19 protein-coding genes are annotated in these 19210 nt (G+C 66.3%); 4 read left to right on the top strand and 15 right to left on the bottom strand.

The window, feature by feature from the left end:
* Window positions 1-153: 153 nt before the first annotated feature.
* Genes ispH through rnhA form a run of 3 tightly spaced genes read left to right on the top strand, consistent with a single transcriptional unit; the run spans window position 154 to window position 2541 of the window.
* A complete protein-coding gene (gene ispH, locus BLM15_RS15015) occupies window positions 154-1125 on the top strand; it encodes a 4-hydroxy-3-methylbut-2-enyl diphosphate reductase (protein ID WP_126113513.1) in 972 nt (323 codons plus the stop codon).
* Window positions 1126-1132: 7 nt separating this feature from the next.
* The gene (locus BLM15_RS15010; protein ID WP_126113512.1) at window positions 1133-2098 is read left to right on the top strand and encodes a homoserine kinase; all 966 of its coding nucleotides are present in this window, start codon (window positions 1133-1135) and stop codon (window positions 2096-2098) included.
* A complete protein-coding gene (rnhA, locus tag BLM15_RS15005) occupies window positions 2095-2541 on the top strand; it encodes a ribonuclease HI (protein ID WP_126113511.1) in 447 nt (148 codons plus the stop codon). Before BLM15_RS15010 ends, rnhA begins: the two co-directional genes overlap by 4 nt.
* A gap of 467 nt (window positions 2542-3008) precedes the next feature.
* Here the strand turns inward: rnhA and BLM15_RS15000 are convergent, their stop codons facing one another.
* The 4 genes from BLM15_RS15000 to BLM15_RS14985 form a co-directional block, all read right to left on the bottom strand.
* Window positions 3009-4031, bottom strand: coding sequence for an LLM class flavin-dependent oxidoreductase (locus tag BLM15_RS15000; RefSeq protein WP_126113510.1), 1023 nt, complete (start codon window positions 4029-4031; stop codon window positions 3009-3011).
* A gap of 187 nt (window positions 4032-4218) precedes the next feature.
* Complete coding sequence (locus BLM15_RS14995; protein ID WP_126113509.1) at window positions 4219-4668, bottom strand: GNAT family N-acetyltransferase; 450 nt, start codon at window positions 4666-4668, stop codon at window positions 4219-4221.
* A 151-nt stretch (window positions 4669-4819) separates the two neighbouring features.
* Window positions 4820-5305, bottom strand: coding sequence for a peroxiredoxin (locus BLM15_RS14990; RefSeq protein ID WP_126113508.1), 486 nt, complete (start codon window positions 5303-5305; stop codon window positions 4820-4822).
* Window positions 5306-5349: 44 nt separating this feature from the next.
* Window positions 5350-6189 (bottom strand): protein-disulfide reductase DsbD domain-containing protein, encoded by an 840-nt coding sequence (locus tag BLM15_RS14985; protein WP_126113507.1) that lies wholly within the window; start codon window positions 6187-6189, stop codon window positions 5350-5352.
* Between the two features lie 208 nt (window positions 6190-6397).
* On the opposite strand from BLM15_RS14985, the gene BLM15_RS14980 reads away from it, so the two are divergent.
* Window positions 6398-7018, top strand: a complete 621-nt coding sequence (locus tag BLM15_RS14980) for a YqgE/AlgH family protein (protein WP_126113506.1) — start codon at window positions 6398-6400, stop codon at window positions 7016-7018.
* Between the two features lie 109 nt (window positions 7019-7127).
* Here the strand turns inward: BLM15_RS14980 and BLM15_RS14975 are convergent, their stop codons facing one another.
* The 11 genes from BLM15_RS14975 to ctaD all read right to left on the bottom strand — a co-directional run bounded on the left by BLM15_RS14975 (window position 7128) and on the right by ctaD (window position 19166).
* Window positions 7128-9980: an EAL domain-containing protein gene (locus BLM15_RS14975; RefSeq protein WP_126113505.1), complete on the bottom strand. Its 2853-nt coding sequence runs from the start codon at window positions 9978-9980 to the stop codon at window positions 7128-7130.
* Window positions 9981-10117: 137 nt separating this feature from the next.
* Window positions 10118-10729 carry a GNAT family N-acetyltransferase gene (locus BLM15_RS14970; protein WP_126113504.1) on the bottom strand — a complete coding sequence of 204 codons (612 nt, stop codon included), beginning with the start codon at window positions 10727-10729 and terminating at the stop codon, window positions 10118-10120.
* Between the two features lie 5 nt (window positions 10730-10734).
* Window positions 10735-12087, bottom strand: a complete 1353-nt coding sequence (locus tag BLM15_RS14965; protein WP_126113503.1) for a M16 family metallopeptidase — start codon at window positions 12085-12087, stop codon at window positions 10735-10737.
* Window positions 12084-13499, bottom strand: coding sequence for a threonine synthase (gene thrC, locus BLM15_RS14960; RefSeq protein WP_126113502.1), 1416 nt, complete (start codon window positions 13497-13499; stop codon window positions 12084-12086). Before thrC ends, BLM15_RS14965 begins: the two co-directional genes overlap by 4 nt.
* A gap of 69 nt (window positions 13500-13568) precedes the next feature.
* Window positions 13569-14333, bottom strand: a complete 765-nt coding sequence (locus BLM15_RS14955) for an SURF1 family protein (protein ID WP_126113501.1) — start codon at window positions 14331-14333, stop codon at window positions 13569-13571.
* Window positions 14330-14704 carry a DUF983 domain-containing protein gene (locus BLM15_RS14950; protein ID WP_126113500.1) on the bottom strand — a complete coding sequence of 125 codons (375 nt, stop codon included), beginning with the start codon at window positions 14702-14704 and terminating at the stop codon, window positions 14330-14332. The genes BLM15_RS14955 and BLM15_RS14950 overlap by 4 nt, the downstream gene beginning before the upstream one ends.
* Window positions 14705-14780: 76 nt before the next feature.
* Window positions 14781-15638 carry a cytochrome c oxidase subunit 3 gene (locus tag BLM15_RS14945; protein WP_126113499.1) on the bottom strand — a complete coding sequence of 286 codons (858 nt, stop codon included), beginning with the start codon at window positions 15636-15638 and terminating at the stop codon, window positions 14781-14783.
* 49 nt (window positions 15639-15687) lie between these two features.
* Entirely contained in the window at window positions 15688-16215 is a 528-nt protein-coding gene (locus tag BLM15_RS14940) for a cytochrome c oxidase assembly protein (RefSeq protein ID WP_442859377.1), read from the bottom strand.
* Window positions 16216-16270: 55 nt separating this feature from the next.
* Window positions 16271-16447, bottom strand: a complete 177-nt coding sequence (locus BLM15_RS31390; RefSeq protein ID WP_164547522.1) for a hypothetical protein — start codon at window positions 16445-16447, stop codon at window positions 16271-16273.
* Window positions 16444-17400, bottom strand: coding sequence for a heme o synthase (locus tag BLM15_RS14935; RefSeq protein ID WP_126113497.1), 957 nt, complete (start codon window positions 17398-17400; stop codon window positions 16444-16446). Before BLM15_RS14935 ends, BLM15_RS31390 begins: the two co-directional genes overlap by 4 nt.
* A 131-nt stretch (window positions 17401-17531) precedes the next feature.
* Window positions 17532-19166, bottom strand: coding sequence for a cytochrome c oxidase subunit I (gene ctaD, locus BLM15_RS14930; RefSeq protein ID WP_126113496.1), 1635 nt, complete (start codon window positions 19164-19166; stop codon window positions 17532-17534).
* Window positions 19167-19210 lie beyond the last annotated feature (44 nt).

Genomic DNA, 19210 nt, shown 5'->3' with positions numbered 1-19210 from the left:
GGCAATGGCCGGTCGCGCCCAATGTAGGGCCTGCCGCAGCATCCTGCGAGAGGCGGCGTTGCATGAGCGGCGATGCGCTGCGGCACCGCGCTTTCTTGACATCGAAGCCGCCAGACCGAAAGAAGGCGCGATCTCCTTGGAACCCGCGCTCCAGTGACCGCCAAGCCGCCGCTCGACATTCTGCTCTGCGCCCCGCGCGGCTTCTGCGCCGGCGTGGTCAGGGCGATCGACGCCGTCGAGAAGGCGTTGGCTCTGCATGGCGCCCCCGTCTTCGTGCGCCACGAGATCGTGCACAACAAATACGTGGTCGAATCGCTGAAGCGGAAAGGCGCGGTCTTCGTCGCCGAGCTTTCCGAGGTGCCGGATGCGACGCGGCCGGTGATCTTCTCCGCCCATGGCGTGCCGAAGTCGGTGCCGGCCGAGGCGCAGGCCCGCAATTTCTTCGCCATCGACGCGACTTGCCCACTGGTCACCAAGGTGCATCGCGAGGCCGAGGTCCATCGCAAGCGCGGCCGGCATATCCTGCTGGTCGGCCATGCCGGCCATCCCGAGGTGATCGGCACGATGGGGCAACTGCCCGAAGGCGCGATCACGCTGATCGAGACGCTCGACGACGTCGCGACGCTCGCTCCGCCGGAGGGCAAGGAACTGGCCTATGTCACCCAGACCACGCTCTCGGTCGACGACACCCGCGAGATCGTGCAGGCCCTGCAGGCGCGTTTTCCGGCGCTGATCGCCCCGCACAAGGAAGACATCTGCTACGCCACCACCAATCGCCAGGAGGCGGTCAAGCGCGTCGCCCCGCTGGTCGATGGTTTGATCGTGGTCGGTTCGCCCAATTCCTCGAACTCGCAGCGCCTGCGCGAGGTCGCCGAGCGGGCCGGCTGCCCGATCTCTCGCCTCGTCTTGCGCACCGACGAGATCGACTGGTCGCTCTTCGGTGACATCCGCCGCCTCGGCATCACCGCCGGCGCCAGCGCGCCCGAGGTGCTGGTCGAGGAGATCATCGACGCCTTCGCCGAGCACTACGAGGTCACGGTCGAGACCGTCTCGACCGCCGATGAGAGCGTCTTCTTCCCGCTGCCGCGCGAGCTGCGCGAGCCGACCCCGACTGCAGCCGAGTAAAGAACGCGTGGCCGTCTATACTGAAGTGCCGGATGACGAGATGGCTGCCTTCGTGGCGAGCTATGGCATCGGCGACCTGCTCGCTGTGAAGGGCATCGCCGAGGGCGTCTCTAACTCCAATTTCCTGCTCCACACCAGCAAGGCGTTCTATATCCTGACGCTGTACGAAGAGCGGGTCGACATCGCCGACCTGCCCTTCTTCATCGGCCTGATGGAGCATCTGGCGGCGCGCGGGCTGATCTGCCCGCAGCCGGTCAAGGCGCTGAACGGTTCGGCGGTTGGCCGCCTGGCCGGGCGCCCCGCCGCGATCGTGACCTTCCTGGATGGGCTCTCGGTGCGGCGTCCGAACGCGACGCATTGCGCCGAACTCGGCCGCGGTCTGGCGCTGCTGCACCAGGCTGGCGCGGATTTCCCGATGGAACGGGCCAACTCTCTGTCGGTTCCCGACTGGCGGCCGCTGGCAGAGAGGGCAGGCGCCGCCGCCGACACCGTTTCGCCCGGTCTCGCCAATCGCATCATGGCCGAGATCGAGACCCATGAACGCTCATGGCCGCAGGATCTGCCGCGCGGCGTGATCCATGCCGATCTCTTCCCGAACAATGTCTTCTTCATCAAGGACAGGCTCTCGGGGCTGATCGACTTCTACTTCGCCTGCACCGACGCCTTCGCCTACGACCTCGCCATCTGCCTGAACTCCTGGTGCTTCGAGGCCGATGCCTCGTTCAACCTGACCAAGGGCCAGGCCATGCTCGCCGGTTATGAGAGCGTGCGCCGGCTCGATGATGCGGAGGTCGCCGCGCTGCCGGCGCTGTGCCGCGGCTCGGCGCTGCGCTTCCTGCTGACGAGGCTGGTCGACTGGCTGAACGTCCCGCCGGGCGCCTTCGTCAAGCCGCTCGATCCGCTCGAATACGACCGCAAGCTCGCCTTCCACCAGCGGGTCTCGGACACCAGAGAATACGGGCTGCGGCGATGAGCGAGGCTGTCGAGGTTTGGACTGACGGCGCCTGCTCGGGCAATCCGGGGCCGGGCGGCTGGGGCGCGATCCTCTCCTATAAGGGCAAGGAGCGCGAGCTCTCCGGCGGCGAGGCGCTGACCACCAACAACCGCATGGAGCTGATGGGCGCGATCTCCGCGCTGGAGACGCTGACGCGGCCCTGCACGGTCGCGCTCCACACCGACAGCCAGTATCTGCGCCAGGGCATCACCAGCTGGATCCATGGCTGGAAGAAGAACGGCTGGAAGACCGCCGATCGCAAGCCGGTCAAGAACGAGGAGCTCTGGAAGCGCCTCGACGCGGCGCTGAAGCAGCACAAGATCGAGTGGAAATGGGTCAAAGGCCATGCCGGCGACGAGATGAACGAGCGCGCCGACGCGTTGGCGCGAGCCGGCATGGCGCCGTTCAAGCTGGGGCGGTGAGGAGCGGCGGACGGCTATCTCAACGGCAGCTGTGGGTCGAAAACGGATGTCTCGCTTAAGTGCGTGAGAGATAGAACACGGCGCCGAAGAATACCCCGAACCACAGCAATTGTCCCAAAGCAATTGCTATTAAGAATGACACACTCAGCTGTCTACCACGGCGCCAGAGCATCTTGGAGCGCTTCTGGTCGTAATATCCGTAATCTCCGACATCTAAACTGCCAAGCGATAACGCTTGTATTGTTGCACGCCCTGTCCAGTAGCCTAACAATTGGGTTAGCGAGAACCAAATCAGTCGGAGGACGAAGCCCAAGATCGCTTCGAGCAATTTTGACTCCTGTCCAAGCGGCCATGCTGGATATAGCTCACTGCGCCTACCGATCCGTGAACGGTAATGTCGTCTATGGGTCGGAAGTGGAACCATCAGACCGGTATTCCGTTCTTCCCGACGCCAAAGCGCCGCACCCTCAGCGCCAGCCGACCCCCGGCGCGACATGCTTCAGGATCGCCTCGATGACATGGGCGTTGTAGTCGACGCCCAGCTGGTTCGGCACCGTCAGCAAAAGCGTGTCCGCCTCGGCGATTGCCTCGTCCCTGGCCAACTCCTCGATCAGCTTGTCGGGCTCGGCCGCATAGCTGCGCCCGAAAATGGCGCGCGTGTTGTCGTCGATATAGCCGATCGAATCGTCGCCCTGGTTGCCATGGCCGAAATAGGCGCGGTCGCGGTCGTCGACCAAAGCGAAGATGCTGCGGCTGACCGAGACGCGCGGTTCACGCTCATGGCCGGCTTCCTTCCAGGCCTGCCTGTAGAGGCGGATCTGCTTGGCCTGCTGGATATGGAAGGGCTCGCCGCTCTCGTCGGTCTTCAGCGTCGAGCTCTGCAGGTTCATGCCGTGCTGCGCGGCCCAGATGGCTGTCGCGTCGGAGGAGGCACCCCACCAGATGCGCTCACGCAGCCCCTCCGAATGCGGCTCCAGCCGCAACAGGCCGGGCGGGTTGGGAAACATCGGGCGCGGGTTGGGGCGCGCGAAGCCCTCGCCGCGCAACACGTCGAGGAAGACCTCGGTGTGGCGGCGCGCCATGTCGGCATCGCTCTGCCCTTCCGCCGGTTGGTAGCCGAAATGACGCCAGCCATCGATGACCTGCTCGGGCGAACCGCGGCTGATGCCGAGTTGCAGGCGCCCCCGGGCGATGAGATCGGCCGAGCCTGCATCTTCCGCCATGTAGAGCGGGTTCTCATAGCGCATGTCGATGACGGCGGTGCCGATCTCGATCCGGCTGGTCCTGGCGCCGACCGCAGCCAGCAGCGGGAACGGCGATGCGAGCTGGCGGGCGAAGTGGTGCACCCGGAAATAGGCGCCGTCAGCACCCAGTTCCTCGGCCGCAACCGCAAGCTCGATCGACTGCAGCAGCGTATCGCCCGCCGAGCGCGTCTGCGACTGCGGCGAGGGCGACCAGTGCCCGAAGGAAAGAAAGCCGATCTTCTTCATGGTGCAGCGCCTGTGAATGCCCGCGAGCGCGGAGCTGTTCCGCGAAAGGAAAACGCCCGGGCGGCTGGTGCCGTCGGGCGTATCTGTTCCTCATATAGGCGGCATCCACCGCATTGCCCTGGCGTTCATGCACAGACGGCAATGCCTTGCTGCAATCTCAGCGGGAGCAGCGTGCTGGCCCGCCAGCTCAGCCCAGCGGCTGGCGGTAGACGATGAAGCCCGATTTCTGCGCGACCTTGTCGTAGAGTTCCTGCGCCTGCAGATTGCTCTCATGCGTCTGCCAGTAGACGCGGAAAAGGCCCTGCTTCTCGGCCATCTGCCGGACCGCCTCGATCAGCTTGCGCCCGACGCCGTGGCCGCGCGCCTCCTCGCTGGTGAAGAGGTCCTGGAGGTAGCAGATCTCGTTCTGGCTCCAGGTCGTGCGGTGCAGCACATAGTTGACGATGCCGAGCGCCTTTCCGTCGCGTTCGGCAATGAAGCCCCCCATCGGCTCCTGGCCGTTCGTCAAACGCGAGAAGGTGGTGTCCGTCGTCTCCGGCGTCAGTGACGATTTGTAGAAGGTGATGTAGCCCAGCCAGAGCGGCTCCCAGGCGGCGCGGTCGCTCGCCACGAGCGGGCGGATGCTGATCTCTGACATGGGCTTGGCGTCTCCTCGATGTTTTCGGGAGGCTAGCGAGCACCTGCGTTGCTGTCTCATGACAAGCGCAGATCGGATCGATCGGATTCGCTGCTGGACATGAAAAAGCCCGCGCTGGAGGCGCGGGCTTAAAACTGTATGACGTTGCAGCTCAGAGCTGGTTCAGCAGTGCCTCGGCGCCGGAGAGGTCGGCCTTGCCCGGCGCGTCCTCGACATTGAGCGCGGTCACGACGCCGTCCTCGACGACCATCGAATAGCGCTGCGACCGGGTGCCGAGGCCGAAGCCCGAGCCATCCATCGACAAGCCGATCTCCTTGGCGAAGTCGGCGTTGCCGTCCGACAGGAAGGTGATCACGCCGGCGCCGCCGGTCGCCTTCGACCAGGCATCCATGACGAAGACGTCGTTGACGCCGGTGACGAAAATCTCCTCGACGCCCTTGGCCTTGATCTCGGCCGCCTTGTTCACGAAGCCGGGCAAATGGTTCTTGTGGCAGGTCGGCGTGAAGGCGCCCGGCACGGCGAAGAGCACAATCTTGCGGCCCTTGAACAGATCGTCCGTGGTCTTGGCGGCCGGCCCATCGGCCGTCATCACGCGAAACGTCGCCTGCGGAAGCTTGTCACCGACCTTGATCGCCATGTCCGTATCTCCTGCGCGCGGCGTCGCGCCGCCCGGCGGCAGGGTTACGGCTTCGCGTTGCCGATGTCGAGTTCGAGCCGCGTCTCCACCGCCTGCGGTTTTCCGCGCACGGTGATGATCAGCGGCGTCGGGCCGGTCGCGCCCTTGGGACGCTCGACGATCTTGAGTTTTGCGGCGACCGTGCCGTCGGGCTGCGGCATCAGCATCGGCCGACCGAAGGACCACATCCCGGCGCCCTCGACGAAGATGTCATCGATCGCGCCGCCCTCGGGCGCCTTCAGCAGCAGCTTCACGGCGGCGTCGCTATGCGTGACCTCTAGGATCGACAGGCGATCGCTGGCCTCGCCGAGCTTGATCGCGTGCGGGATCCTCGCCTCGAACTGCTCCAGCCGTGGCGAGGCCACCGAGGTGACGCCCGGCTCGAGCCACAGGCGCGCCTCGCCCTTGGCCGGCACGCAGATCTTGTCGCAGACGGCATAGTCGAGCTTCAGCACCACCGTGACCGGGCGCGCCGGGTCGATTGGCTGGACCGAAACCGGCACCACCACCTGGCCGACATAGCCGATGCCGGAGCCGGCGCCGTCCTCGAAGCGCTCGGGTGTCGGCCAGCGGACATCGAGCCCGCCGACATTCTCCGATCCGCTCCAGTCGAAGACCGGCGGTACGCCGGCGTCGCCGGGGCTGCGCCAATAGGTCTTGAAGCCCGCCGACATCGTGATCTCGACGCCGATGCGCTGCTTGCCCGAAGGCGCGGTCGCGCCGGCGATCAGGCGCACCGACGAGTATGCGGCCTTCGACCATGGCGAAATCGCGGCTTCCTGGGCGGAAGCCGGAGCGCCGAGCGCCAGCGCGGCGAGGAGAGAGAGGGCTGTGACCGTTTTCACGTGTCTGATTTAGGCGATCCAGTCCAGTTTTGCGAGGACGATACCGATGCTGTGATCCCATATCGGGACATGTTCAAGCATCGCCAGTTTTGCGCCAGCATTGCGGCGAGCACGGAGCGGGCGTTTCGGGGCACGTTCGCGCTACGCCGGAAGGCCGGGATCGCTACCGAGCCAAAGTGATTCCCACATCAGCCCAACATGCTCTACCATGGCGAACATGAATCTCGGCTCGAACCAGCGCGTCAGCGGGCGCAGCTATCTCGACGGGCAATGCCTGATCGCCATGCCGGGCATGAGCGACCAGCGCTTCGCCCGCAGCGTCGTCTATCTCTGCGCCCATTCCGAGGATGGCGCGATGGGCATCATCGTCAACAAGCCCGCGGCCGATACGCGCTTTCCCGAGCTGCTCGTCCAGCTCGACGTGATCCCGCCTGACCAGGCGATTCGTCTGCCGACCCAGGCCGAGAAAGTGAAGGTCCTGCGCGGGGGCCCGGTCGAGACCAAGCGTGGCTTCGTCCTGCACAGCGCCGACTTCTTCCTGGAATCGGCGACGCTGCCGATCGATGACGGCATCTGCCTGACTGCGACGCTCGACATCCTCCGCGCCATCGCCGTCGGCACCGGGCCGGAGAGCGCGGTGCTGGCGCTCGGCTATGCCGGCTGGGGAGCCGGCCAGCTCGAATCCGAAATCCAGTCCAATGGCTGGCTGCATTGCCCAGCGGACCAGGCGCTGCTCTTCGACGACGCGCTCGACACCAAGTACACCCGCGCGCTCGGCAAGCTCGGCATCGACCCGGCCTTCCTGTCGAAGGACGCCGGGCACGCCTGAAGAGCGTCATGCTTGGGCTCGGCCCGAGCATCTCAGGCCGGAACAGGCGTCGGACAGTGCTTTCTCGTCATGAGATTTTCGGGTCGGGCCCGAGAATGACGCTTTCCGCTTACGCAGCCTCGAAGCTCGAGCTCGACGCCCCCACCAGCCGGCGCGCCTCCGCCGCCGTCATCGGCTGGCCGAAAGTGTAGCCCTGCGCGTACTGGCAGCCGAGCTGATAGAGCTCGATCGCGTCCGACTCGGTCTCGGCGCCCTCGGCGACGACGTCCATCTGCAGGTCGCCGGCGAGCTGGACGATCGAGCGCAGGATCACCGGCGGCTTGCCGTTGCCCATCTGGCGCACGAAGCTCTGGTCGATCTTGATGGTGTCGAACGGGAAGCGCTGCAGATAGGACAGCGAGGAATAGCCGGTGCCGAAATCGTCGAGCGAGAGCCCTGCGCCGAGATCGCGAATGCGCGAGAGCATCTGCGCTGCATATTCCGGGTTCTCCATCACCAGGCTCTCGGTGATCTCGAGCTTGAGCGTGCCGGGCAGCACGCGCCGGCGCGCCAGCACGGCCTTCACGTCCCGCAGCAGGTCGTGGCGCAGCAACTGGCGGCTGGAGACGTTGACGCTGGCGAAGATCGGCGGTTCGACCTCGAGCGCGGCCTGCCAGGCGGCGAGCTCGCGCGCGGTGCGGTCCATCACATAGACACCAAGATCGACGATCAGCCCGCTCTCCTCGGCGATCGCGAGGAAGTCCTGCGGCAGCAGCCGGCCCTCGCGCGGATGATCCCAGCGCATCAGGGCCTCGAAGCCGGCGATGGTCCGGTCCTCCAGCCTGACGATCGGCTGGTACATCACCTGAATCTCGCCGCGCTCGATCGCCCGGCGCAGATCGCTTTCGAGCGCGAGGCGATCGTTGCGATCGCTGCGCATCGCCGGGACGAAGACCTCGACCAAATTTCCGCCCTGGTTCTTGGCGTGCGCCATGGCGAGCTCGGCGTTTTTGAGCGCGTCGTCCTTGCGCGCCGTCGGCGTGCCGTCGAAGAGCGCGAGCCCGATCGACGGCGTCAGTACGATCTCGCGTTCGGCGAAGGTGATCGGCGTCGAGACGGCGCGGCGGATCAGCTCGGCCAGGGCCAGCACCCGCTCGGGATCGCTCTCAGAGACCAGGATCATCGCGAAGATGTCGCCGCCGATCCGCGCCAGCGTGTCCTGCGTCCTGAGCAGCCGGCCGAGGCGGCGCGCCAGCGTCAGCAGGATCGAATCGCCGGCCGAGAAGCCGACGGATTCATTGACCTGCTTGAAGCGATCGATGTCGATCACGATTACGGTCGGGCGGATGGCGTCGTCGGCGCGGCTGAAGCCGAACACTGCGGTGAGCCGGTCCTGGAACAGCTCGCGGTTGGGCAGACCGGTCAGGTTGTCGTGCACGGCGTCGTGCAGCATGCGCTCCTGCGCGGTGCGCTGCTCGGTGACATCGGCGAGCGTGCCGATGACGCGGATGACCTCGCCGTCCGAGCCGATCACCGGCCGGGCCTTCAGGCTGAACCAGTGATAGGCGCCGCTGGAGGCGCGCAGGCGGAAATCGAGCTGCAGCTTGCCGCGGCGCTGTTCGATCACCGCGTCGAGGGAGACCCGGTAACGGTCGCGATCGGCAACGTGCATGTGTTCGAGCCAGCGTGCGGCCGAGCCCTCGAGCGCGCCCTTGGACAGGCCGAGCAATATCTCGGTCTGCGGCGAGACGAAGATCTTGTCGGCGGAGACGTCCCAATCGAAGACGAGGTCGCCGGAACCTGAGAGCGCCAGGGCCTGCCGCTCGGTGTCGGAGACCAGCCCCTGGGCCAGCGCCCCGCCGGCGAAGGCGTGCTGCACCACGGTGAAGCCGATCAGCAGCACGATCAGGATGAGGCCGCCGATCAGCGCCGGCGGCACGAGATCGCGCGTGACCTGGCCGACCACCGTGAAGCCAGCCGCCGTGACCCAGACGAGCAGCAGGAACCAGGTCGGGATCAGCATCACCGCCCGCTCATAGCCATGAGTGGCGAGGTGCAGGATCAGCACGAAGCCGATCGCGGCGACGGCCGCGATCGAGATGCGGGCGATGCCCGACGCCATCGGCGCGTCGAAGACTGCGAGGCCGACCAGCCCGGCGAGGCCGAGGATCCAGACGATGGTGATATGGCTGTAGCGCACATGCCAGCGCGACAGGTTGAGATAGGCGAAGAGGAAGACGAGCAGTGTCGCCGCCAGCACCACCTCCGCGCCGGCGCGATAGATTCGCTCGATCGCCGGGGTCAGCGGGAAGATGCGCTGGAAGAAACCGAAATCGAGCCCGGCATAGGCCAGAACCGCCCAGGCCAGCGCCGCCGCAGCCGGGAAGATCACCGCGCCCTTGACCACGAAAATGATGGTCAGGAACAGCGCGAGCAGGCCGGCGATGCCGATGATGATGCCCTTATAGAGCGTCAGCCCGTTTGTCTTCTGGCGATAGGCTTCCGGCTCGAACAGATAGAGCTGCGGCAGGTTCGATGATTTCAGCTCCGCCACGAAGGTGACGGTGGTGCCGGGATCGAGCGTGATCTGGAAGATGTCGGCGTCGGGCGCCTCTTCGCGCTCGGGCCTGAGGCCCTGGCTCGCGGTGATCGCCTCGATGCGGCGGTCGCCAAGATCGGGCCAGATCACGCCGGAGCCGATCAGGCGGTGGAAGGGGGCGACCAGCAGGCGATCGATCTGCTCGTCGGAATCATTGGTCAGCGCGAACACGATCCAATCCGGCCGCGCTCCGGATTCGCGCGCCCTGACGGCGATGCGCCGGACGATGCCGTCGGCTCCCGGCGCCGTCGAAATCTGAATGACGTCGCCGTCGGATTTGTTGCGTTCAACCACATCCGTCAGGTCGAGCACCGGCACGTCGAGCGGCACGCGCTGCGCCTCGACCGCCAGCGCCGGCCGCACCAGTGTCAGCAGCACCAGCATGAGAAGGCCGCAAACGGCGATGCCGGACCGGAAAAAGCGATATGGCGATGACAAGGTGAACTCTGCGGCGGGCTCTTCAGGCGTGACGATCAGTGGTATCGGCGCGACGTGGCGAGGGCAAGGCAATGCCGGCCTCTTCACAGCTTGCGGTCAATTTCGGACGGGCGACGCGGCTCCGAGGAGAGCATGCCGTAGAGCAGATGGTCGGCCCAGACGCCGTTGATGCGCAGATAACCGCGCGCCTCGCCTTCGCGCGTGAAGCCGACCCGTTCCAGCAGTCGGCGCGACGGTTCGTTATTTGGCAGACAGGCCGCTTCGACCCTGTGCAAGGCGAGCTCGGAGAAGGCGAAGTTGAGCGCGCCGCGCACCGCTTCGGTCATATGGCCCTTGCCGGCATGGCGCTGGCCCATCCAGTAGCCGAGCGTGCAGGCTTGTGCGACGCCGCGCCGGACCAGGCCGAGTGTCAACCCGCCGAGCAGGGCTTCCGAATGAGCGTCGAGGATGAACAGCGAGTAGGCCTCGTCGGATGCGATCTCGCGGGCGGCGCGCTTGACGCGCAGGCGGAACGAGGTGCGGGTCAAATCGTCCTCGCTCCAGACCGGCTCCCAGGGGGTCAGGAAGTCGCGGCTCTCCATCCGCAGGCTCGCCCAGGCCGAATAGTCGCCGGCAAGCGGGGCACGCATGATCAGGTTCTGCGTCCTGATCAGCGGCCGTGCCGGCGGGTCGGTGGCGAAGCGGAAGAGCGCCATCGTCGTCAGGCGGCCCGCGCCAGCATGGCCCGCAGGGCGGCCACCGGAGCGAGGTCGTCGAGCGGGCCGACGGCCGCGACGGTGACTACGCCGTCGAGCAGGGCCTGACCGGCTGCGCGCACATCGGCGAGGCTGACCGCATCGAGCCGGCGCGCCAGTTCCTCGCGTGGGATCGCCCGGCCGAAGACGAGCACCTGCCGCGCCATCTGCTCGAGCTTGCCGCCAGGGCTTTCCAGCGAGGCCAGGAGCCCGACCTTCATCTGGGCCCGGGCCCGGGCGACCTCGATCTCGCTGACGTCACGGGCCGCCTGGCTCAGGCAGTCGAGCGCGACCTCGACCAATTCGCCGACATCCTCCGGCGCTGTGCCGGCACTGATGCCGAAAACGCCGCAATCGGAGAAAGGCCAGTGGAAGGCGTCGATCGCATAGGCGAGGCCGCGGCGCTCGCGCACCTCCTGGAACAGCCGCGAGGACAGGCCTCCGCCGAGCACAGCCGAGAAGATCTGCAGCGGATAATGCGCGCCATTGGTGAACGGCTTGCCGGGGAAGCCGAGGACGATATGGACCTGCTCCTCGTCGCCGTCGATGCGGGCTTCGCCGCCGTGATAGCTGGCCTGCGCGCGCGGAGCGGGCGCCGCGGCAGGCTTCGGCTGCAGGGCGGCGAGCGAGGCTTCGGCCAGCGCGACGAGCTCGTCGTGATCGACGGCGCCAGCTGCCGCCAGCACCATGTTGCCGGCATGGTAATGACGGCCGAGATAGGCGCGGATTGCGTCGGGCGTGAAGCTGTTGACCGTCTCGGCGGTGCCGAGGATCGGGCGACCGAGCGGCTGCTCCGGGAAGGCTGCCTGCAGGAAGCGGTCATAGACGAGATCGTCCGGCGTATCCTGGACGGCGCCGATCTCCTGCAGGATCACGCCCTTCTCGCGCGCCAGCTCTTCTTCGCTGAGGGCGGGCGCGGTCAGGATGTCGGCGAGGATATCGACCGCCAGCGGCAGGTCCTGGCCGAGTACGCGGGCGGTGTAGCAGGTGTATTCGACTGATGTCGCGGCATTGAGGTCGCCGCCGACACTCTCGATCTCTTCGGCGATCTGGAGGGCGGAACGCCGGGCCGTGCCCTTGAACGCCATGTGCTCGAGCAGATGGGCGAGGCCGTGCTCATGTGGCAGCTCGTCCCGCGCGCCGGCGCCGATCCAGATGCCGAGCGAGACGGTCGAGGCATGGGCCATGCGCTCGGAAACGATGCGCAGGCCGGAGGGCAGCGTCGTCAGGCTGACGGCGGGGTCGTGGCCGGCTGCCTCACCCTGTTTCACGCTCTTCGGCTTGTCCGTCTTGGCCTTCAACGTCTTGATCGCCTTCATGCTGCGGCGCTCCGCACAGCCCGGGCCCGCTCGGCGACGAAACGCTCGAGTTTGCTCTGGTCGTTGGGCAGCACGCTGAAACGCTCCTTGCGCTCCATCAGGTCGGACAGATGCTCAGGCAGAGCGGGCGTGACGCCGCTCGCCGCCGCGACCGCCGCCGGGAATTTGGCCGGGTGGGCGGTGCCGAGTGCAACTACCGGCGTCGCTGGGTCGTTCGCGAGCAGCTTGCGCCCGGCGGCGACGCCGATCGCGCTATGCGGGTCGAGCAGATAGCTGGCCTCTCGCCAGGTCGTGCCGATCTCGGCAGCAATCGAAGCCTCGTCCTGCGACACCGCATCGAAATCGGCGCGGATGCGAGCGAGCGGCTCGGGGGCGATCTCGAAGCGGCCGGATTGCTGCAGTGACTGCATCAGCCGGCGCACGGCGGCGCCGTCGCGGCCATGCGCCTCGAACAGCAGCCGCTCGAAATTCGAGGAGATCTGGATGTCCATCGAGGGCGAGGTCGTCGCCGCGACCCCGCGCATCTCGTAGACGCCGGTCTCAAGCGTGCGCGCCAGGATGTCGTTGCTGTTGGTGCCGATCATCAGCCGGCCGACCGGCAGCCCCATCTGCTTGGCGATCCAGCCGGCGAGGATATCGCCGAAATTGCCGCTCGGCACTGCGAAGGAGACCGGGCGGTGAGGCGAGCCGAGCGCGCTCGCAGCGGTGAAATAGTAGACGACCTGCGCCGCGATCCGCGCCCAGTTGATCGAGTTGACACCGGAGAGTCGGGTCTCGTCGCGGAAGGCGTGATGGTTGAACAGCGCCTTCACCAGGTTCTGGCAGTCGTCGAACGTGCCTTCGATCGCGATGGCGTGGACATTGTCGGCTTCGACGGTGGTCATCTGCCGGCGCTGCACGTCGGAGACGCGGCCTTCCGGATAGAGGATGAAGACGTCGACGCGCTCCAGCCCCTTGAAGGCGTCGATCGCGGCGCTGCCGGTGTCGCCCGAGGTCGCGCCGACGATGGTGGCGCGCTCGCCACGCTGCGCCAGCACATGGTCCATCAGCCGCCCGAGCAGCTGCATCGCCACGTCCTTGAAGGCGAGTGTCGGGCCATGGAAGAGCTCGAGCGAAAACAGGTTGTCGCCGAGCTGGACGAGCGGGCAGACCGCCGGATGGCGGAACGTGCCATAGGCCTCGCCGATCATCGCTTTCAGCGCATCGGCCGCGATGTCGCCATCGGCTAGCGCGCCAACGACCAGCTCGGCTACTTCAGCATAGGGTTTACCGGCGAAGCTCGCGATTTCCGGCGTGCCGAGGCGCGGCAGCGTCTGCGGCAGATAGAGGCCGCCGTCACGGGCGAGTCCGGCGAGCAGCGCGTCGGCGAAGGAGAGCGACGGCGCTTCGCCACGGGTCGAAATATGCAGCACGATGATGGTCTCTGATGTCGTGCTGATCCTATAGGCCCGTTGGCGGGGGAGGGCAAAAGCAAAGGCTGATTAGCCGCTCTGCGTCGGCCTCCGCGCCTGCCAGGCATAGGCGCCGAACACCCCGATCAGCGTCAGCGCCAGCCCCCACCAGGTCAGCGCATATTGCAGATGGTTGTCCGGGATGCGGGCGATCAGCTCCTTGGCGTTGACGCCGGCCGGCGGCGTCAACCCGTCGCTCTGCCGCTCGGCTTCGAGATAGAACGGCGCCGCTGCGGGCAGGCCGAGAGATGCGGCAATCGCTGCCGGGTCTCGCGTATAGAATTCGCGCTGCTGCGGCAGGTCGGCGGGGGTGAAGCTGTTGCGAGCCTCCGGGATGCGCAGGAAGCCGGTGACGGTCGCCTGGCCGCTTGCCGGGGTGATCGTCGCAAAGCGGCTTTCGGGTACGAAGCCGCGATTGATCAGGATCGTCGCGCCGTCTTCCAGCCGAAAACCCTGGAAGACCCAACGGCCGAAGCCGGAGAGCTGGCGCGAACCCGGCGGGCCGGCGGCGATGGTGGTGCGCACGCCGGCGATGCCGTCGAGGTAACTGCCCTTGGCGATCGCCCTTGTGAGATCGACAGCCGCGAGGTCGAGCCGCGGCCAGTCGCTCGCCGGCGGCAGCTGGGCAGCGGAACCTGCGGCTTGCGTCTCCAGCCGCGTGATGAAGGCGCGCTTCTCGTCCATGCGCTGCCATTGCCAGGCGCCGAGGTAGAAGAGCACGCCGACGCCGATGACGGTCAGCAGGGCCGGCATCAGCAGCTTCGGGCGGCTAGCGGAAGCAATCTGATCGGTCACTTCTTCAGCCTGCCTTCTTCGGCCTTGTTGGCGTACTGCAAGGCGACTGCCAGGCCCTTCATCGGCCGCAGCAACCCGAGGCAGGTGACGAGCGCCAGCGGCAGCCAGAGCAGGAGATGCAGCCAGATCGGCGGCGTGTAGGCGATCTCGACATAGAGCGCGAGGCCGAGCACGAAGAAGCCGGCGATCAGCATGATGAACACGGCCGGCCCGTCGGCCGAATCGGCGAAGGCGAAGTCCAGTCCGCAGGCGGCGCAGCGCGGCTTCAGCTTGAGATAGCCGTCGAACAGCTTGCCCTCGCCACAGCGCGGGCAGCGGCCGGCCAGACCCGTTGAGAACGGGGAGGGCGGGGTGATCTGCGGCTGCGCCATCGCTGCCTCCTCAAATGGAAAGGGCGGCCTCGCGGCCGCCCCATTTTCAGGTTCGCGGCCGCTTCCGGCCTGGACCTCAGTGAGCCGCGGGTGTGCCGGAGCCCCAGACATAGATCGAGGCGAACAGGAACAGCCAGACCACGTCGACGAAGTGCCAGTACCAGGCGGCGAACTCGAAGCCGAGATGCTGGTCCGGCTTGAAATGGCCGAGATAGACGCGCCACAGGCAGATCGCCAGGAAGATCGTGCCGATGATGACATGGAAACCGTGGAAGCCTGTCGCCATGAAGAAGGTCGCGCCGTAGATGTTGCCCTTGAAGGCGAAGGCGGCGTGCGCGTACTCGTAGCCCTGGCAGGCGGTGAACAGGATGCCGAGGATCACGGTCAGCCACAGGGCCTGCTTCAGGCTCTTCCGGTCGCCCTGGATCAAGGCATAGTGCGCCCAGGTCACGGTCGTGCCTGAGGTCAGCAGGATCAGCGTGTTGAGCAGCGGCAGGTGCCAGGGATCGAAGGTCTCGATGCCCTTCGGCGGCCAATGCCCGCCAGTGAACTCGGCGCGGGCGAACTGGATGTGCTCGCCGGTGAACAGGCTCGCGTCGAAATAGGCCCAGAACCAGGCGACGAAGAACATCACCTCGGAGGCGATGAACATCATCATGCCGTAGCGGTGATGCAGCTGCACCACGCGGGTGTGATGGCCCTCGCGCTCGGCCTCGCGGGTCACGTCCATCCACCAGGCGAGCATGGTGTAGAGCACGCCGAGCAGGCCGACGCCGAACACCAGCGGGCCGATGTTCATGCCGAGCAGCGGCAGCGACTTCATCCACATCACCGCGCCGATCGCCATGATGGTCGCGCTGGCGGCGCCGACGATCGGCCACGGGCTCGGATCGACGAGGTGGTAGTCGTGGTTCTTGGTGTGAGCCCCGGCCATCGTGCTTAACTCTCCGCGTCCGTAGAAGTGCAGCGCTTCTTGCGCAGCTTTATAGTTTCGGTTGGTTGCCGTCACCCTTGCTTTCCGCGACCGGCTGCCCGTTCTTCGACGGGAAGTAGGTGTAGGACAGGGTGATCGATTTCAGGCTGGCGAGCTCGCGGTTCAACTCGATCTCGGGATCGATGTAGAACACCACCGGCGCTTCCAGGGTCTCACCGGGCTGCAGCGTCGTCTCAGTGAAGCAGAAGCACTGGATCTTGACGAAATAGGCGCCCGACTGGTTCGGCTGGACATTATAGGTCGCGATGCCGGTCATCGGCCGCGAGGACGTGTTGGTGATCTTGTAGAACACCGTCTGCGTCACGCCGACCTGCGCCTTGATCTCCGTCTTCTCCGCCTCGAAGCGCCAGCCCAAAGCCGGGGCGACATTGGCGTCGAAGGCGACCGAGACGATCCGCTCGCTGGTCTTGCCGGTGGCGGCGGTGCCGACCATCGGCGTGCCGCCAAAACCGGTGACCTTGCAGAAGAGGTTGTAGAGCGGCACCGCGGCGAAGGAGAGCCCGGTCATAGCGAGCACGGCGGTGCTGCAGGCGAGGACGGTGCGGCGGTTTCTGGAGGCGGCCGTCATCGCGTCACAGCGGGCGGTTGAGGATCGCCGGCCCGGTCTTGGCCAGCGTCACGATGAAGAAGAACAGCACGAGACCACCGAGCACGAGCGCGAGCGCGATCGAGCGGCGATTGCGTCGGGCCATGTCCTCCGGCGAGAAGGGGGCCGGCGGTTGTTTCTTGTCCTGTGGGCCCTCGCTCATCCCAACACCTTGGGCAGGGCCCACATCAGGCCAAGGCCGTTCTCGGCCAGCAGCACGGCGAAGAGCAGGAAGAGATAGAGGATCGAGAAGCCGAACAGGGCATAGGCCGCCTTGTTGGCAGCTTCGCCTTCAGTGACCCGCAGCACCCGCAGCGACAGCCCGATCATGGCGAGCCCGGTCACCACCGAGACAACGAGATAGATCAGCCCGCCGAAGCCCATCAGCGCCGGCAGCACTGCGACCGGGGCCAGCACCAGCGTATAGGCGACGATCTGGCGACGCGTGGCAGCGGGGCCGGCAACGTTCGGCAGCATCGGGATGCCGGCGCGGGCATAGTCGTCGGACTTCACCAGGGCCAGCGCCCAAAAATGCGGTGGCGTCCACAGGAAGATGATCGCGAAGAGCACGATCGAGGTCAGGCCGAAATCGCCGGTGACCACGGCTTCGCCGATCATCGGCGGGAAGGCACCGGCAGCGCCTCCGATGACGATGTTCTGCGGCGTCGCCCGCTTCAGCCACATCGAATAGATGACGGCGTAGAAGAAGATCGTGAAAGCGAGCATCGCCGCCGAGAGCAGGTTGGCGACGAGGCCGAGGACCAGCACCGAGCCGACGGAGAGCGTGAGCCCGAAGGCGAGCGCTTCGGAAGGCAGGATGCGCCCGGCGGGGATCGGCCGACCGGCGGTGCGCGCCATCACCGCGTCGATGTCGGCATCCCACCACATGTTGAGGCAGCCCGAGGCGCCGGCGCCGACTGCGATCGCCAGCAGCGCGGCAAAGCCGATCACCGGATTGACCGTACCCGGCGCCGCAACCATGCCGCCGAGCGCCGTCACCACGACGAGGAACATCACCCGCGGCTTGAGCAGTTCGAAGAAGTCGCGCGCCTCGCCGGTGGAACTCAGCGAGACTCCGTCGTCAGCCTGGGGGATCTGATCGAAGGCAGCAGACATTGAAATTCGTTCACTTCAACTTTCGTGATGCCCGAGGGCATCGTTTGCGGGATCCGCCCGTCTCCGGAGCGCCTCGGACCAGGCGCTCGGGGGAGGGGCGGCGGCGGGCGAGAGGCCCGCCGCCAGTCTGTTTAGTGGTCCGAGCCGGTGATACGCGGCAGCGTCTCGAACTGGTGGAAGGGCGGCGGCGACGACAGGGTCCACTCCAGCGTGGTCGCGCCTTCGCCCCACGGATTGTTGCCGGCGAGCTCCTTCTTCGTGAAGGCCACGACGATGCCGTAGAGCCAGATCAGGAGGCCGGCCGCGAAGATGTAGGAGCCGATCGACGACCAGAAATGCCAGCCGGCGAACGCGTCGGGATAGTCGACATAGTGCCGCGGCATGCCGGACAGCCCGAGGAAGTGCTGCGGGAAGAACAGTAGGTTAGCACCAATGAAGGCGACCCAGAAGTGCAGGCGGCCGATCCAGTCCGGGATGATGTAGCCGCTCATCTTCGGGAACCAGTAGTAGAAGCCCGCGAAGATGCCGAACACCGCGCCGAGCGACAGCACGTAGTGGAAGTGCGCCACCACGTAGTAGGTCGCGTGCAGCGAGCGATCGAGGCCGGCATTGGCCAGCACCACGCCGGTGACGCCGCCGACGGTGAACAGGAAGATGAAGCCGATCGCCCAGACCATCGGCGCGGTGAAGCGCAAGCTGCCGCCCCACATCGTCGCGATCCAGGAGAAGATTTTCACGCCCGTCGGTACCGCGATCACCATCGTCGCGAAGACGAAGTAGCGCTGCGTGTTGAGCGACAGGCCAACCGTGTACATGTGGTGGGCCCAGACGATGAAGCCGACCACGCCGATCGCGACCATGGCGTAGGCCATGCCGAGATAGCCGAAGATCGGCTTCTTCGAGAAGGTCGAGATAATGTGGCTGACGATGCCGAAGGCCGGCAGGATCATGATGTAGACTTCGGGGTGACCGAAGAACCAGAACAGGTGCTGGTAGAGCACCGGGTCGCCACCGCCGGCCGGATCATAGAAGGTCGTGCCGAAATTGCGGTCGGTCAGCAGCATGGTGATCGCGCCGGCCAGGACCGGCAGCGCCAGCAGCAGCAGGAAGGCGGTGACCAGCACGCCCCAGGCGAACAGCGGCATCTTGTGCATGGTCATGCCAGGCGCGCGCATGTTCAGGATGGTGGTGATGAAGTTGATCGCACCCAGGATCGACGCCGCACCGGCAACGTGCAGCGACAGGATGCCGAAATCCACCGACGGGCCGGGGTGGCCTGTCGACGAGAACGGCGGATATATCGTCCAGCCGGTGCCGACGCCCTTGGCGCCGGGGGCGCCCTCGACGAACATCGAGATCAGCAGCAGGATCAGACCCGCGACCGTCAGCCAGAACGAGATGTTGTTCATGCGCGGGAAGGCCATGTCCGGCGCGCCGATCATCAGCGGCACGAACCAGTTGCCGAAGCCGCCGATGACGGCGGGCATGACCATGAAGAAGATCATGATCAGGCCGTGACCGGTGACGAAGACGTTGTAGCTCTGACCGTTGGCGAAGATCTGCAGGCCCGGCTGCTGCAACTCGATGCGCATCATGATCGACAGGAAGCCGCCGATCAGGCCCGCGACGATCGAGAAGATCAGATAGAGCGTGCCGATGTCCTTGTGGTTGGTCGAGAGCAGCCAGCGCCGCCAACCCGTGGGGGTGTGGTGCTCGTGGGCGTGATCGCCGTCATGCCCGTGGGCGTGGGGAGCCGCGGTAGCCATGAAATTCGTCTCCTCCTGCGAATACGGTTCGCGTGAGTTCTTTC

The organism is Bosea sp. Tri-49, from assembly GCF_003952665.1.
Lineage (GTDB): Bacteria > Pseudomonadota > Alphaproteobacteria > Rhizobiales > Beijerinckiaceae > Allobosea.
The sequence above is the reverse complement of the archived record's forward strand: the minus strand, read 5'-3'. Positions and strand labels throughout refer to the sequence as shown.